Annotated in this window: 17 protein-coding genes; 9 read left to right on the plus strand and 8 right to left on the minus strand. The window is 39.5% G+C overall.

The annotated features are described in order from the left end of the window. From SULBA_RS02910 to SULBA_RS02940, 7 genes are read left to right on the plus strand one after another with little or no spacing between them, the layout of a single operon-like run. Window positions 1–1,383 (plus strand): glutamate synthase subunit beta, encoded by a 1,383-nt coding sequence (locus SULBA_RS02910; protein WP_014768775.1) that lies wholly within the window; start codon window positions 1–3, stop codon window positions 1,381–1,383. Further along, entirely contained in the window at window positions 1,383–2,108 is a 726-nt protein-coding gene (locus tag SULBA_RS02915; RefSeq protein WP_014768776.1) for an inositol monophosphatase family protein, read from the plus strand. The genes SULBA_RS02910 and SULBA_RS02915 overlap by 1 nt, the downstream gene beginning before the upstream one ends. A 21-nt stretch (window positions 2,109–2,129) precedes the next feature. Then, window positions 2,130–3,008: an acetyl-CoA carboxylase, carboxyltransferase subunit beta gene (gene accD, locus SULBA_RS02920; RefSeq protein ID WP_014768777.1), complete on the plus strand. Its 879-nt coding sequence runs from the start codon at window positions 2,130–2,132 to the stop codon at window positions 3,006–3,008. Beyond that, complete coding sequence (locus SULBA_RS02925; RefSeq protein WP_014768778.1) at window positions 3,005–3,460, plus strand: 23S rRNA (pseudouridine(1915)-N(3))-methyltransferase RlmH; 456 nt, start codon at window positions 3,005–3,007, stop codon at window positions 3,458–3,460. The genes accD and SULBA_RS02925 overlap by 4 nt, the downstream gene beginning before the upstream one ends. A 43-nt stretch (window positions 3,461–3,503) precedes the next feature. Then, the gene (gene dksA, locus SULBA_RS02930) at window positions 3,504–3,863 is read left to right on the plus strand and encodes an RNA polymerase-binding protein DksA (RefSeq protein ID WP_014768779.1); all 360 of its coding nucleotides are present in this window, start codon (window positions 3,504–3,506) and stop codon (window positions 3,861–3,863) included. A 22-nt stretch (window positions 3,864–3,885) separates the two neighbouring features. Beyond that, window positions 3,886–4,896 (plus strand): hypothetical protein, encoded by a 1,011-nt coding sequence (locus tag SULBA_RS02935; RefSeq protein WP_014768780.1) that lies wholly within the window; start codon window positions 3,886–3,888, stop codon window positions 4,894–4,896. Beyond that, the gene (locus tag SULBA_RS02940; protein WP_014768781.1) at window positions 4,893–5,831 is read left to right on the plus strand and encodes a tRNA dihydrouridine synthase; all 939 of its coding nucleotides are present in this window, start codon (window positions 4,893–4,895) and stop codon (window positions 5,829–5,831) included. Before SULBA_RS02935 ends, SULBA_RS02940 begins: the two co-directional genes overlap by 4 nt. On the opposite strand, the gene SULBA_RS02945 is transcribed toward SULBA_RS02940, so the two are convergent. The 7 genes from SULBA_RS02945 to SULBA_RS02975 form a co-directional block, all read right to left on the minus strand. After that, on the minus strand, window positions 5,825–6,178 hold the full coding sequence (locus SULBA_RS02945) for a hypothetical protein (protein WP_014768782.1): 354 nt from the start codon (window positions 6,176–6,178) through the stop codon (window positions 5,825–5,827). The genes SULBA_RS02940 and SULBA_RS02945 overlap by 7 nt on opposite strands. Next, window positions 6,175–7,104: an AEC family transporter gene (locus SULBA_RS02950; protein WP_014768783.1), complete on the minus strand. Its 930-nt coding sequence runs from the start codon at window positions 7,102–7,104 to the stop codon at window positions 6,175–6,177. The genes SULBA_RS02945 and SULBA_RS02950 overlap by 4 nt, the downstream gene beginning before the upstream one ends. 6 nt (window positions 7,105–7,110) lie before the next feature. After that, window positions 7,111–7,986: a hypothetical protein gene (locus tag SULBA_RS02955; protein ID WP_014768784.1), complete on the minus strand. Its 876-nt coding sequence runs from the start codon at window positions 7,984–7,986 to the stop codon at window positions 7,111–7,113. After that, window positions 7,983–8,294, minus strand: coding sequence for a flagellar motor switch protein FliN (fliN, locus tag SULBA_RS02960; RefSeq protein ID WP_014768785.1), 312 nt, complete (start codon window positions 8,292–8,294; stop codon window positions 7,983–7,985). Before fliN ends, SULBA_RS02955 begins: the two co-directional genes overlap by 4 nt. Before the next feature lie 120 nt (window positions 8,295–8,414). Continuing rightward, complete coding sequence (locus tag SULBA_RS02965) at window positions 8,415–9,179, minus strand: exodeoxyribonuclease III (RefSeq protein ID WP_014768786.1); 765 nt, start codon at window positions 9,177–9,179, stop codon at window positions 8,415–8,417. A gap of 128 nt (window positions 9,180–9,307) precedes the next feature. Continuing rightward, window positions 9,308–10,501: a hypothetical protein gene (locus tag SULBA_RS02970; protein ID WP_014768787.1), complete on the minus strand. Its 1,194-nt coding sequence runs from the start codon at window positions 10,499–10,501 to the stop codon at window positions 9,308–9,310. A 9-nt stretch (window positions 10,502–10,510) separates the two neighbouring features. Further along, complete coding sequence (locus SULBA_RS02975; protein WP_014768788.1) at window positions 10,511–11,848, minus strand: c-type cytochrome; 1,338 nt, start codon at window positions 11,846–11,848, stop codon at window positions 10,511–10,513. Between the two features lie 165 nt (window positions 11,849–12,013). Here SULBA_RS02975 and SULBA_RS02980 point away from each other — a divergent pair, with 165 nt between their 5' ends. Further along, window positions 12,014–12,496: a HugZ family pyridoxamine 5'-phosphate oxidase gene (locus SULBA_RS02980; protein ID WP_014768789.1), complete on the plus strand. Its 483-nt coding sequence runs from the start codon at window positions 12,014–12,016 to the stop codon at window positions 12,494–12,496. Window positions 12,497–12,873: 377 nt separating this feature from the next. Beyond that, the gene (locus tag SULBA_RS02985) at window positions 12,874–13,545 is read left to right on the plus strand and encodes a hypothetical protein (RefSeq protein ID WP_014768790.1); all 672 of its coding nucleotides are present in this window, start codon (window positions 12,874–12,876) and stop codon (window positions 13,543–13,545) included. A 56-nt stretch (window positions 13,546–13,601) separates the two neighbouring features. On the opposite strand, the gene thiC is transcribed toward SULBA_RS02985, so the two are convergent. Further along, window positions 13,602–15,470, minus strand: a complete 1,869-nt coding sequence (gene thiC, locus SULBA_RS02990) for a phosphomethylpyrimidine synthase ThiC (RefSeq protein ID WP_014768791.1) — start codon at window positions 15,468–15,470, stop codon at window positions 13,602–13,604. Window positions 15,471–15,473 lie beyond the last annotated feature (3 nt).

A 15,473-nucleotide genomic window follows, 5' to 3' on the forward strand; every position in this document is an offset into this window, starting at 1 on the left:
ATGCAAAATTTTATCAATGAAGAAAGAATTGAACCCCGTAAGCGCTCAACCAGTGATAGGGTAAGAGATTTTAAAGAGATTTATGAAGTAATGGGACGTGAAGATGCAAAAGAGCAAGCAGAGCGCTGTATTCAATGCGGTGACCCGTTTTGTCATAGCAAATGCCCGTTGCACAATTACATCCCTTTTTGGCTTAAGGCTACCAGTGGTATGAAGCGAGAGTTGGCATTTAATCTCTCCAATGAGAGCAACCCTTATCCTGAGATTACAGGGCGTATTTGTCCGCAAGATAGACTCTGTGAGGGGGATTGTACGCTCAATGATGGCTATGGTGCGATTACCATTGGAGCCATTGAGACGTTTATCTCTGAAGAAGGTTTTAAAAAGGGACTCAAACCCTCTTTCCCTGGAATTACCACAAAGAAAAAAGTGGCAATCATTGGCGCAGGACCTGCTGGGCTTGCATGTGCGACATATTTGTTAAGAGCGGGAATTGCAGTCAGTTTATACGATAAGCAAAACAGAGCAGGCGGGCTTTTAACCTATGGAATTCCTGGCTTTAAGCTGGATAAAGAGGTTGTCGCACGTCGTGTGAAGTGGCTCGAAGAAGCAGGCATGCGCTTACATGTAAACACAGATGTAGGCAAAGGGTTAAGCTTTGATGAGGTGGCGCACAGTCATGATGCTATTTTTCTAGGCATTGGTGCGGAGAGTCCACGAAAAGCCAATATTGCCAATGAAAATGCAGAGGGCGTTTTTCTTGCCATTGATTTTTTACGCTCTATTCAAAAAAAGCTTTTTAATGAAGCCTACGATAAAAAGTTTGAAGTTAAAGGTAAAAATGTTGTGGTCATCGGTGGTGGTGATACGGCAATGGATTGTTTACGAACATCTATTCGTGAGGGTGCAAAGAGTGTCACCTGTTTATACCGAAGAGACAAATACAATATGCCAGGCAGTAAAAAAGAGTTTAAAAACGCCATTGAAGAGGGTGCAGAGTTTGTCTACAACGTCACACCGAAAGAGATTTTAGTGAATTCTGAAGGACACGTGGTTGGTATTGACATGCACAAAACGATTTTGGGTGCAAAAGATGCAAGTTGCCGTCAGTGCGTTGAAATTGTCAAAGGTGGCGATTTTAGAGTGGATGCGGATGTGATTATTTTTGCCCTAGGTTTTACCCCAACCATTCCACGCTTTTTGGCGGAAAATGGAATTGAGGTCAATAAATCAGGCTGTATTATGGTAAATCATGAGTACCAAACAAGCAAATCAGGAGTGTATGCTGGAGGCGATTGCAAACGAGGCTCCGACCTTGTGGTTACCGCAGCAAAAGAGGGTAAAGAGGCTGCCATGCACATCATTAAGAAATTGCTCGGATAATGAATTTTATAGAGGCCAGTTTGTGTGCCAATGAGGAACTGTATACGCTTTTACATGTAAAGGGTCTAGTCCAAGAACATCACCTTGCTTTTGACGTAGGAGCAGGAGGGGATGTGAGTGTGGGGATTGATTTAGTAGCGGAGAAGATTTTCATCAAGTATCTTTTGCCTTTTGGAGAGATTCATTCAGAAGAGAGTGGGGTAATAAAAAGTCCCACTGCTTCTGCTCGTATTGTACTTGATCCTATCGATGGGAGTGAAAATCTGCTTTCTCATTTGCCCTATTATGGCACCTCTGTGGCCTATTTTGAAGCAGGAAAATGCACCCAAGCGGTGATCGCTAATTTAGCCAATGGCGATGTTTTTATTAAAGATGAAAAAGGCTTAAGGCGAGGCAAAATTGGCTCAAAAAACTTTTTACATGTAGAGAAAAATAGCTTTTCAAAAGTGGGTATTTTTGAACGCTCTTATGCTTCTTTGCAAATGCATGAAAAACTTCACAACGCACAGATAAAGTACCGCTCTCCTGGTGCGTTTGCTCTTTCTTTAGCCTATGCGCATGAAGTTGCGTTTGTTCTTTATGTGGGAAAAATGCGCTCGTATGATGTGGAAGCAGGCTTGTTTATGTGTGAGCGTTTATACACATTTCATCAAGGTGATATTTTTCTCGTAAGTAAAGATAAGGAAACTTTGGATAAAATAATAGGCTTATTTAAAAGCGATTAGCTTCAAACGAGGATAAAACCTATGCGATTTGCAGAAATTTTCAGCAGCATTCGAAAAATGCAATCTACTCCAAGCGAAGCCCCAAGCCATTGGGTAAAGTGTGGTTCATGCCAATCTTTGATGTATTATAAAGAAATTGAACAGTGTTTAAATGTCTGCCCAAAATGCGGTTTTCATATGCGCATTTCCGCAAAGCAACGTATCGAACAATTATGCGATGAGGGAAGTTTTCTTGAGTTTGATACGAACCTCATTCCCATTGACCCCCTTAAATTTGTTGATAAAAAATCGTACAAAAAACGTATTGAAGAGGCACAGGAAAAAACAGGCAAAAATTCTTCTGTTGTATGTGGTTCATGCCAAATAAACGGAGTAAGTGTTCAGCTTGTGGTATTTGATTTTGCCTTTATGGGTGGAAGTTTAGGCTCGGTTGAGGGCGAAAAGATTGTCCGTGCCATAAACCGTGCTATTGCCAATAAAGAGGGCTTAATTATTATCAGTGCGAGTGGTGGGGCACGTATGCAAGAGAGTACATTTTCTTTGCTTCAAATGTCTAAGACATCCGCAGCGCTTACCAAGCTTGCTGATGCAAAATTACCGTATATTTCTATTTTAACAGACCCAACTATGGGTGGGGTCAGTGCATCCTTTGCCTTTTTAGGCGATATTATTATGGCAGAACCAGGTGCGTTGGTTGGTTTTGCAGGCCAAAGAGTCATTAAGCAAACCATTGGTGCCGATTTACCAGAAGGTTTTCAAAAAGCAGAGTTTTTGCTGGAGCATGGTTTAATTGATATGATTGTAAAACGAAGTGATATGAAAGATGTTTTATCAAATTTACTCACACTTTTAGGCGGATGTTGCCATAAAGATACGTTTGAACTAAAACTTAAAGCATGAATATAGGTTTTTTTACGATTGAAAAAAGTAGTGACAAGACCATTGATGCGATGGCGAGTGAGTATACGAAAATGATCTCTCGTTTTGCAAAAGTAGAAGAGACAAAGATTTTTAACAAACACATTGCTTCTGCACAAATGATAGGTGCTAAAGAAGCAAAAGCTTCATACACAAAAGCATATGAGCCTTTTTTAAAGGGCTACAACATAGCCCTTGATGTACAAGGTGACGTATTAGACAGTGAGGCATTTAGTAGACTTTTTGATCATGATGTGAACATAAATTTTTTTATCGGAGGTGCGTTTGGCTTTGAAGAGGCTTTTTTAGGCAAAACTCAAAAGATTATAAGTTTAAGTAGATTAACATATGCGCACAAAATTGCCAAGGTGGTTTTGTTTGAGCAGGTGTATCGGGGATTGTGTATAAAAAACAACCATCCCTATCACAAATAGTTATTTATAATTGGTTTCAATTTTTCGTAAAGGAAACAAATAGATGAGAGAGCACGAGCTAAAGCATTTTGAGGACATTCTTAAAGAAAGAAAAGTTCAAATTAAGAAAAATATTGAAGATTCAATGCGAGAGATTGAAGATTTAAGTGACAGTGAAGTGGGCGATGAGGCAGATCATGCTTCTGTGAGTACCGATCGTATGATTGAGCAAGCGATTAGTGCTCAACAAACCAGAGAACTCAATGAAATTGAGTTTGCACTTAATAAAATTCGCAATGGCAGTTACGGTATTTGCGAAATGTGTGAGGAAGATATTGGTTTTCAACGCCTTAAAGTGAAACCTCATGCAAGATATTGTATTGTATGTCGAGAAATCATAGAGAAATCAGCAAAAAACAAGTAAGACACACTAGGAGAACTAAGACATGGGAATGAAACGCTATTTTCTAATATCACTTATCTATATGTTAGCCATTGGGCTGTATGTGTATAGTTTTAATGGAGAGAGTTATGCTTTGGAGCTTTTTGGGCTTTCATTTACTCTTCCAGTAGCGTTTTGGATTGTGCTACCTGTTTTCTTTTTAGCGATTGCTTCTATGGGGCATTTGGTGTTTTATAATTTTAAAGACTTTTTATACAAACGTGCATGGAAAAAAGACAGTGAGCTTTTCCATGAAGCGGCAAAAAATCGTATTTTAGGTGAAATTGTCAATGTTTCGTATAAAACAGAGGGATTTAAATTTGCAGGGAAAATGCTACAAGCAATGAAGTTTGACCCTTCCGTTGCCTCTTCTTTTCTTGAAGAAGATATTGCAAGTGTTTCAGCTCTTGCGGTCAGTATACAAAATGGTAATTATGAAGATTTAAAAAAGTATAAACTCTCAAAAGAGAATCCTTTGGTCATTCAAAACACCATCAATCGTTTAAAAATTGAGCCAAAATATGCCATAGAAGTGTTGAAAAATTGCAAAGAGCTTAAAGATGAGTTGTGTCAAAAAGCCTATGCAACGCTTCTTGATTTTGCAAGTTTTAATGAAATTAAGCGTTACAATTTTCCCATTGACAAACCAACCTTTAGACGTATGTTGGAGCGTTATTTAGATTCTGATGATAGCTTTGAAATGGATATAAAATCCATTGAAGAGATGCTAACACAGCTGAATGCTGAACGATCTGATTATGTAGAATTGGCACGTAAAATAAAAGTGAAATTCTCGCCTGATGCCTTAATTGCGCTGTTTGAGAAGCTTTATAATTCCAAAGGTTCTGTAGCAGCCGATGCGTATTTGTATGTTTTATACGATGTACAAATGATTGATAAAATCAGAGAGATTTTACTTAATGCGGATGCTGAGGAATTTGTGAAGTTTCGAACCCTTCTTTTCTTAAGGGATAATGGCAAAAGCATTGATATTAATACCTTTTTAAATGCATGAATCGTGAAATAGACTTTGAGCGAGGGATTTTAGCCCTTGCTCCTCTTGCTGGATTTACAGACCTTCCTTTTCGTTCCGTTGTTAAAAAATTTGGTGCAGATGTTACTTTTTCTGAAATGATTAGTGCAAATGCCCTGCGCTATGGCTCAGAAAAAACCCTCAAAATGCTGACAAAATCTCCGCTTGAAACGCCCTATATTGTTCAAATAGCAGGGTCTGATTTGGAATCAATTAAACAAGCTGTTCTTATTTTAAATGGAATTGAGGGTATTGACGGGATTGATTTGAATTGTGGGTGTCCTGTACCTAAAATGGTTGCACAAGAAGCAGGCTCATCTCTTTTACTCAATTTAGGGCATATGCAAAAAGTCATTGAGACGATTAAAACCTATTCTAATAAGCGCTACACCAGTGCAAAAGTGCGTTTGGGTTTTAATACAAAAATTCCTGAAGAAATAGCCAAAGCCTGTGAGGGGGCGGGTGTTGATTTCATGAGTATACACGGACGAACACGCTCTGGTGCGTATAAGGCTGAGGTAGATTATGAAGCGATTGCACGAGCCAAAGAAGCCGTTCGTATTCCTGTGATTGCCAATGGTGACATTACCAGTTATGAAAAAGCGTTACATGTAAAAGAGATTACAGGCTGTAAGAGTTTGATGATTGGTCGAGGAGCCGTGGGGAATCCATGGATTTTTTATCAGCTTAAAAATGAGTGCATTCATGTTGAAAAAACAAAGATTTTAGAGATTGTCCTAGAGCATTACGATGCAATGGTGAATTTTTATGGTGAAAAAGGAGTCTCTATTTTCCGTAAGCACCTTCACACCTATTCAAAAGGTTTTCGTGAAGCCTCAGAATTTAGAGATACCATCAATCGCATTGAAGATAAAATGCAGATGCGTGAAGCGATTGAGCGCTTTTTTGCTCAATAACCATCATTAAAGCCTTGCGCTTTGTGTTTCTCTTTTTTATAGCTACCTTGATACTTCTCTTTCTCAAGCAGGTTGGCTTCTTTGGTAAGACGTTTTTGCACTTCTTGAGGGTCCTTTTGTTCATTGGCAATCGTCTGCGCAACAAGATTAGCATAATTTTGAAGCGCATTGGTGTAGCGTGAGTCCAAATTTACAGCTTCAACTTTTTGCAAGGTTTTTAGGCTTTTTTCCGCACGTTTCACAAACAAAGCATATTCAAAATTTTCATTTTTTAAGGTATTAACACAGCTTCCTAAAAAGCGCTCCAGTGCACGGATGTATTTAACCCTTGCTTCCTTATCTCTCATATCAGGCTCACAATACGAAAGTGTTGCAGTAAATTGCTTACAAAAATAAAAAAAGGTATAAAAACTAAAGAGGTAAAAAAGACAAGCACGGTTACATCAAGGGGTTTACACTCATACAATGCTGCTAAATTGACATTGGTTACAGCAAGTGGAACAATAAGTTCAATGAAAATCAGTGTGGCTAACATAGGCTCCAAATCAAGGATACCATACAAAATCCATCCCGCAATCAATGGTGTCATGATAAACTTAATCAGGCTTACATGTAAAAGCAATTTATAGTTAATGCTACGCAGTTTAATGTTGTACAAATACATACCAAAAATCACCAATTGAATCACCATAGTACAGTATGCGCCCATTTGCAGAGGTGTTTTCATGGCAGGGTGAAGTTGTATGTCACACACATTCATAATCAAGGCTAAAGAGGCAAACCAAATGACAGGTAGTTTGATAATATTAAGGAGGGATTGTTTAATGCTAAAGTTTCCTCTGGAGTAAAAATAAACTCCCAATGTGTAGACAACAAAAACATTGGTGATATTAATCATACTCATATAGATAATGGAAGCTTCTCCAAAAAGAGCCATACCTAAGGGAATACCAAGATTGCCTGTATTTCCTAAAACAACACAAATCGTCACAATGGATTTTTCTTTAATATCGTCTTTAAAAAAGAGATACGCAATTGCTGAACTTAAAAGCACACAAATAAATGAAATCAGTAAATACCAAAAGGGCGCTTGTAAGAGTTCAAGTTCAATGGGTTTGGTTGAGAGTCCCCAAAACGAGAGCATGGGTTGTAGAAAATAGATGGACATTAAAATCATGCCCTTCTCATTCATCTCCTCTTTGAGCATGCGTTTTGCCATAAAGCCTAAAAAAATAAAGGCATAAATAGACAAAATCGAAATAGCAATCGTCATAGGTGTTTAACGGGCTTCATCATAAGGAGCATAATCAGCCGAGGCTTTTTCCTTGTAACTGCTTTGTTTGGTGTTGTCTTGTAGTTTTAAATATTCATCTAAGCGACGGCGATTTTCCTCAAAGACTTTTTCAAAATCAGTGTCGTCTTTGACTTCTCCGTTTTGAAACTTTTCTAACAAAAGGTTTGAACTTCCTGTCATGACAAGGTATTTGATGGAACCGTATTCAAAGAGTACCACACTGTTTTGCGTATCAATAGGTTTTTTGTGCAAAAGGGTTACTTCGTGTGTTGAGGCGGTTTTTTGGTTAAAAAGCCAAGAGGAACGATTGGAATGAACGGATTTTGGATTGTTTTGAAGATTCACACGTCGTTTAACCCAGAGCATAAGAAGAATTAAAATAAAAAGAATCGTAATAACAATGATATAACGTGAATCAATTAAATCCATTGAAGTGGATGCATCCGTTGGTAAGGATGCGGTAGATGAGGTGGCTTCAGAACTTTGAGCTTGTGTTGCATTTTGCATCAGACTGCTACGAATTCGAAGTCCAAAACCATCGACTGTTTTAGAGGCAATGACGCTGATTTTTTTATCACTTTTAAGCAGAATTTGAAGCGTGTTATTTTTCTCTGGAACAATAGTTAAATCTTGAAGAATCAAAGAATTAATACTTTTTTCGATCATTTTATCGTAGCTTAAATCATTAATCGTAAGCACAATCGTATTTGCATCACTTTTTTGTGTAATGCTTCCCTCATGTGGGGCATCAAAAGAGAGCATAACATCGACTCTGTCGGTTCGCTCATACACATTGTAGGTGAGTAAATTAGCAGCACTGATCCATGTGCATAGGGCGATGATAGCAAGGAAAATTCTCATCGATTCTCTTTTTTAAAGTATTGAATAACGGTTTTTGAGTCTAAAATTTCATTGATACGAATGGCAAGGTTTTTCTCGTACACCATCACTTCGCCTTTACCAAAAATCTTATTGTTGATGTAGAGCTCAACGCTCTCGCCTGCTGGCTTTTCAAGGTCAATAACAGAGCCTTTTTCGAGTTTTAAAAGACGTTGAATGGTAATATTGGTGGTGCCAAGTTCTGCCACGAAATCAACACTAATATCCAGTAAATTTTCAAATCCTGAAAGAAGTTTGCGTTCGACATATTCTTGATCGACTGCGTCCAATGTGCTTCCTTTGAAATGTGTTGATTGAATAAAGCAAAAACTCTTCCAACCCTTGCTAAATAAGACTTATTATAGTTTATTTTCTTTAAATTGTTTATTAACCCTTTTTACATGTAAAGATTAAAGCATTATATCGATACCCACAGGGCAATGATCCGAACCATGAATTTTATTTAAAATAAAGGCATCGTTGAGTTTGCTTTTAAGTTCATTGGAAATAAAAAAGTAGTCAATTCTCCATCCCACATTTCGCTCTCTAGCCCCTGAACGATAGGACCACCACGAGTAGGCGTCTTTCACATCACCGTGCACTTCTCTAAAGGTATCAAGGTAGCCTTTTTCTAAAAGGGTATCCATCCATGCACGCTCAATGGGTAGAAAGCCTGAAGTGTTTTCATTGGCTTTTGGGTTGGCAAGGTCGATTTCACGGTGTGCGGTATTGACATCACCGCAAATAATAATTCCTTTTCCTTTTTGACGTAAGGCTTCGGTATGTGCTAAAAAGTCACTGTAAAATTTCATTTTATGACTAAGACGTTCTTCGCTTTGCTGACCGTTGGGAAAATAGACATTAAAGAGGGCAACATCTCCAAAATGATGCTCCAAAATGCGCCCCTCTTTGGTGTGGTCGATATGCCATGCCGTATCTGTTGTATCAAAGGTTTGTGTGGAAAAGCTCATGGTACCAGAGTAGCCTTTTTTGCTCGCAGAGTTGATATGTTTACATGTAAAAGGGTGTGTGAAAAGAGGTTCAGGGATTTGAGGTGCTTCTGCTTTGATTTCTTGTAAGCACAAAACATCAGGTTTTATCTCATCGACCCATGAAAAGCCATTTTTATTTGCAACCGCACGAATGCCATTGACATTCCACGAAATTAGTTTCATTCATCATCCTTCATTGTTCAGTAGGCAGAATCCTAGCACAGGCATCTTGAAAGGGATGTTTTGTTTTACATGTAAAGAGAAAAAAGAAGGGTGATGTACCATGCACGAATGCATTGGTACATCTTTTTTTAGAGGATATTGTTAAATAAAATACCAATGCCCCAGACAAAATAAATTGCCATCCATGTAATCATGATGTAAAGTGTTGATTTTCCAAGTCTGCTCACCATCACATCTTTGGAACCATCAAAAACACCTTCATTTTTGCCCACTTTCCATGCCATACTAAGTAAATATGCCACGCCGACAAAGCCCATAATTAAAAAGGTACCTAGGAACATGACAATGGTTGGGATTTCAAGATTGACAGGATAATCGTAAATGTTATAGCCCAATTTTCCCATAATATCAAAACGAATCACCTCTCTCATGGTGGAGATAAGCAGAGCAACGACCACCAAAACCAAGGTTGTATAGTAGCTGTTGCTGTTCATTTTTGCCATCACCAAAAGTACCAAAACACCGACAACCGTAGCAAGCGATACGAGGTGGAAAAGGTAGCCAATTTGGAGCATCCACAACACAAACAATGCCGCACTGATGAGCAGTCCCATAACGGCAAGATTGGTGCCTAATTTGGCAGTGTAGCTAATAAAAGAGGCTTCAAAATCTTTTCGTGTGGATAAAAATCGGCTGTAGTTTTGTAAAAAGATACCTACAACAGGGATGCTTAAGCTCACCATAAAGGCTAAACGAATTACATCGATGTTAAACGTCCAACCACTGGTATCGACAACACCATTGGGTGCGTACATGTTCATCCACGCATTAGGCATAATGGAAGTAACGGCAAAATTGTGCATTAAGATGCCTGCAAAAACCAAGATGCCAAAGGAGATAAAACCAATAAGTGTACTGCCCGATTTTTGACCTCTGTTGGCATAATAGTACCAATAATACATACTATAGCCCACGATGAGCGTATAAATGAAAATGAAGACCCACATGCCTGAAAGCGTGTTGGTCACGTACCAATTGGGATCATAAATAACCTGCGTAAACAAAAGCGGAGCTACCCCTAAAACAATCAAAATCGAGATACTGATTTTGCCTGTTTGAATGAGATGCGGTGTTAAAATACTCCAATGTTTATCACTACGTCCTTTGGCTGAGCCGTAAAGCGAAAGCCCCATGGAACCTAGAGCAAGAAGCACAAAGGCTGCATGCAATGCCCATGTTAAGACATAGAGTATTTGAAAAACGATGGGGTAAAAAGGAACCCCTGCAGGGTCTCTGAGTGCTAATAATACAGATGCGTCCATTGTTTCTCCTTAGTATTTAAGCGATGCAAAGTATTCTGCCATTGCATCGTATTCGTTTTCGGGTAATTTGAGGGTTGGCATATAAGAAAATGAACCTTCGCCTATGGCGTATAAAATAGCCTTAACGCCCTCTTTATCCATACCCACGAGTCTGTCTTTTAACGGTCTAAACACCCCCGTTTTTTCCAACGAGTGACAGTTTGAACACGCCATTTTGGCTAAGAGTTCTCCTGCTTCAAGTCTGTTTTCATCCGTGAGTGTTTTCAGACGTTGTGGCACAAAAGGGTTTACATGTAAAAGTCCTTTTTCCGCAATGATGGGAAGTTCACTTTTAATATGTTTACCAGGAACATCACGGCTGATGATTTGGTTGGAGTAGATGTACTGACCCGCAACATAGGGTTTTCGCATAGACTCTCTTAATTTCTCACCCGACCACAATCCTGAGATAAGAATCACACCGATCATAGCACTAGCAAGTACTGGGTTAATAAACTTCGGCTTGATAATAGCCACTGCAAAATACACCATAAAAAGAAGGGTCAAAATAATTCTATTTTGAATAATCTCATCTTTAGAAAATGCAAAAACAGCATGCGCATTATCAGGGAGTGTTCCCATATACCAGATAAAGAAAAAGAGGGTAATAAACCCACCCAAGATACTCACATAGCCCATTTTGCGGCTGAGTTCATTGGAGAGCGCTTCGTTTTCTTTTCGCATGGCACTGGAAATAACCAAACCAATCACCCCTGAGAGCATAATCATAAAACCAATACGCAAGAACATATGGGGGAAGGTATTGATCCCAAAAAAAGCATCACTTGCACTGCCTGTTGTATAGTACGCTTGTGTGCCTGGCCACATCATAAAACTGATAATACCAATGATAAGTGCTAAGGTTCCCACCGAAGCAATGGCAAAGGTGTAGGTAAGCTGAAGATGTGTTTTTTTGTCTATTTTGTTCATGAAGTAGACCAGCACAAAAACGCCGATGACTTCATATACAAAAAAGACCCACTCGGTTGCCCAAACCCATACAAAGTTGTGAATCAGAGCACTAATACCTCTAGGGCTAGCCGCCGTTGCGGTGTACCAAATACCAGGACCTGTGATAGAGCCTATGACGTAAGAAAAAATCAACAAAAACATACCGTATTTTTTCATATACGGATAGTAGTCATTTCGATTTTCTGTGTACGCTTTGTGTGCCAAGAAGGCAAAAAGCATCGCTGCTCCAACTGACGTATGCGAAGCTAAGATGTGTATCGTGCCCGTGACACCCATCATCCAAGCACTTCCAAATTCTGGAAAATAAAACAATGGAAATTGTCCTATTATATCCATGAAGTCTCCTTTGAGTAAAATTTTTAACCAAATGGTATTATCAAACAGGTGTGTTAAATAAGTGTTAATTTTAATTTAAATTAATTTTATTGATAGATTATTTCAGGAAACGAGAGGTTAAACTGTTTAACCTTTCATGCTACAATCCAAAGAAAAAGAGAAAAAATGAAAGAATTTATCGCTACGATTCAAACCACCATCATCGGCACCCTAGATGCAAAAGGGCTTCCCTTTAGCTCTTACGCACCTTATATTTACGATGCAAATCGTTTTTATGTCTACATCTCTGACATCGCAACCCACGCCAAAAACATTCAAAGAAACCCTAAAGCCTCACTCTTTTTTGTGGAAGATGAGAGTAAAACGGAGAATGTATTTGCCAGAAAGCGTGTGTCATTGCAATGCGATAGCCAAAAAATTGAGCGAGGCAGTGATCGCTTTGAAGAAGTACTGGGTTTGTTCGCTGAAAAATTTGATGCCAAAATGGTTGGTACACTGAAAAAAATGTTGGACTTTAATCTGTACGAATTTAAAGTCACCTACGGCGAAGCAACCTTCGGGTTTGGCAAAGCCTATTTTATCGGTGGAAAAAATATGGACGAACTGGTCGAGCGAACAGGCGACAATCCGCACCATGGAGTGAAGTGAAACGTTTTATATGTAAAGATTTTTAGGCAAATTTAGCTAAACTTTAATGCATAAAATAGATTGTTAATCATCAAAAGTTAAAAGTCAAGCCCTATTTTCTGTACCAAATCACTGAGCGAAAAAAGGCAAACCACTATTCGCTTTTCCGCCAGTGACCTAGCCGTACTCAAAGCAAAATCCAAAGAGCTAGGCATCGGGTATCAAAACCTCATTCAAGCCTTGGTGCATAACTATGTGAAGGGTGATATTAAGTTGGAAGTGTGAGGGTTTTAGCTTTACAAGTAAAAGTAAAAGTTTAGTCAACCCCTTTTTAATTACTTTGATAAATTCTTTGTATAATATAGCTTGATAAAAAATAATTGAGTATAGGGACGTAAATGATTTATAATTATGACTTTGAATTCCAAAATGCTATAGAAAATACAATTAAAGTAGGGGTTAACATAGATAATTATGAACCAACTAATAAAAGATACTTTACCCAGAATATAGGAGATTTTTCAAATAAGATCATTTCAACATTGCTTTGGCTTAAAGAAAAGAAAAAAATCAAAGGTCAACCAGAATTCATTCCTTTGTTAGGAGCAATAATAGGAAATTGTGGACCATTTCATAATTATATGAAGCCAATTATAGAACAAGCCTTTAATTGTAAAAGTTTTTTAACGCTTGGTTATATTAAATTAACTTACAATGATATGGAAGAAACAACATATCACAAATTTGAATTAACTGATATTGAAAGATCAATTAATTCAAATGGAATATTTTCGCATAATCATCATATTTGGTTAACTTTAGATTCTGGTGAAATTTTAGATATGACATTTTTAATGACCTATAAGAGTATCAATGATAAGAACTTTTATAAAACTGTTGTAAACGAAGGGATACCATTTGAATTTGTCACTAGGCATTATTCTGAGCTTCCAAAAGGGATGGAGTATAAACCAATGTTTGTTGGAGACGAGGTTTTAAATAAAGCAGGTTATAATATTAAATCTTTAACTAATATAGTTGTGTGGGATAGTTATCCCGAAAATATCTAGTATTTGTTATTCGGCTGAGAAGAGTTTAGCCCTTGAATTTCAAGGGCTAAAACGTTTTACATGTAAATCTGTCCACCACTCTCTTTAAAGTGTTCAGCTTGTTCTTCCATGCCTTTTTTTAGGGCGACTTCCACATTTTCCGCACCGATTTTCTCAGCATAGTCTCTGACATCCTGCGAGATTTTCATCGAGCAAAATTTTGGGCCACACATGGAGCAGAAGTGTGCGATTTTGGCACTCTCTACGGGTAGGGTTTTGTCGTGGTATTCACGAGCTCGGTCTGGGTCGAAGCCGATGTTGAACTGGTCGTACCATCTAAACTCAAAACGGGCTTTGCTCATGGCGTTGTCACGGATTTGCGCTCCTGGGAAGCCTTTGGCAAGGTCTGCGGCGTGGGCGGCAATCTTGTAGGCGATGATGCCTTCTTTGACGTCTTCACGGTTTGGCAGACCTAAATGCTCTTTTGGGGTGACGTAGCAGAGCATCGCTGTGCCGTACCAGCCGATTTGCGCAGCACCAATGGCGGAGGTGATGTGATCATACCCTGGGGCGACGTCGGTGACGAGCGGTCCAAGGGTGTAGAAGGGTGCTTCAAAACAGTCCTCTAACTCTTTGGTCATGTTCTCTTTGATTTTCTGCATCGGCACGTGTCCCGGTCCTTCGATCATCACTTGTACATCGTGTTTCCATGCGATTTTGGTAAGTTCTCCTAGCGTCTCTAACTCGGCAAATTGCGCTTCATCGTTGGCATCGTAGAGGGAGCCTGGGCGTAAGCCATCACCCAAGGAAAAGGCGACATCATACGCTTTCATGATGTCACAGATCTCCTCAAAATGGGTGTAAAGGAAGTTTTCTTTATGATGGTGCAGACACCATTTTGCCATGATACTTCCACCACGAGAGACGATGCCCGTCAAACGTTTAGCCGTCATAGGCACGTATGCTAGACGCACGCCTGCGTGAATGGTGAAGTAGTCCACGCCTTGTTCGGCTTGTTCGATGAGGGTGTCACGATAAACTTCCCATGTAAGGTCTTCGGCGATGCCATTAACTTTTTCTAAGGCTTGGTAAATCGGCACGGTTCCGATGGGCACAGCGGAGTTTCGGAGTATCCACTCTCTGGTTTCGTGGATGTTTTTACCTGTGGACAAGTCCATAACCGTGTCGCCACCCCAACGGGTTGACCATAGCATCTTCTCGACCTCTTCTTCGATGGAGGAGGTGGTGGCGGAGTTGCCAATGTTGGCGTTGATCTTGACCATGAAGTTTCGACCGATGATCATCGGTTCGGCTTCAGGGTGGTTGACATTGAGAGGTAGTACCGCTCGACCTGCGGCGATCTCTTGACGGACAAATTCTGCGGTGTAAACCTCAGGCAAATTCGCGCCAAAATGTTCCCCTTTGTGTTGAGCGCCTAAGAGTTTGTTTTGACGTGCCACTTCTAAGTTGCAGTTTTCACGAATGGCAACATACTCCATCTCAGGGGTGATGATGCCTTTTCTTGCATAGTGCATTTGGGTGATGTTTTTACCTTTTTGTGCACGGCGAGGTTTTTTAAGATTGGGGAAGCGTAGGGCGTTTAGTTCTTGGTCGTCGTGACGTTTGTGAAAATAGATAGAGCTAAAATCGCTCAACTGTTCGGTGTCGGCTCGCTCTTCGATCCATTTCGCACGAATGGGTTTTAAGCCTTGGTGCAAGTCAATGGTGACATTGGGATCGGTGTAAACGCCTGAGGTGTCGTACACATGAAGCGGTGGGTTTTCTTCAAAGGTGCCATCTCTTAATGAGGTTGGACTGAGGGTGATTTCACGCATCGGGACTTGGATGTCGGCTCTGGAGCCTTGGATGTAGATTTTCTTAGAGCTTGGGAAGTTTTGAATGTATGAAGCATCTATTTTTTCGAGGTTGTCGAGTACTTTACTCATGGT

This window comes from Sulfurospirillum barnesii SES-3, assembly GCF_000265295.1.
In the GTDB taxonomy this organism is placed as follows: domain Bacteria; phylum Campylobacterota; class Campylobacteria; order Campylobacterales; family Sulfurospirillaceae; genus Sulfurospirillum; species Sulfurospirillum barnesii.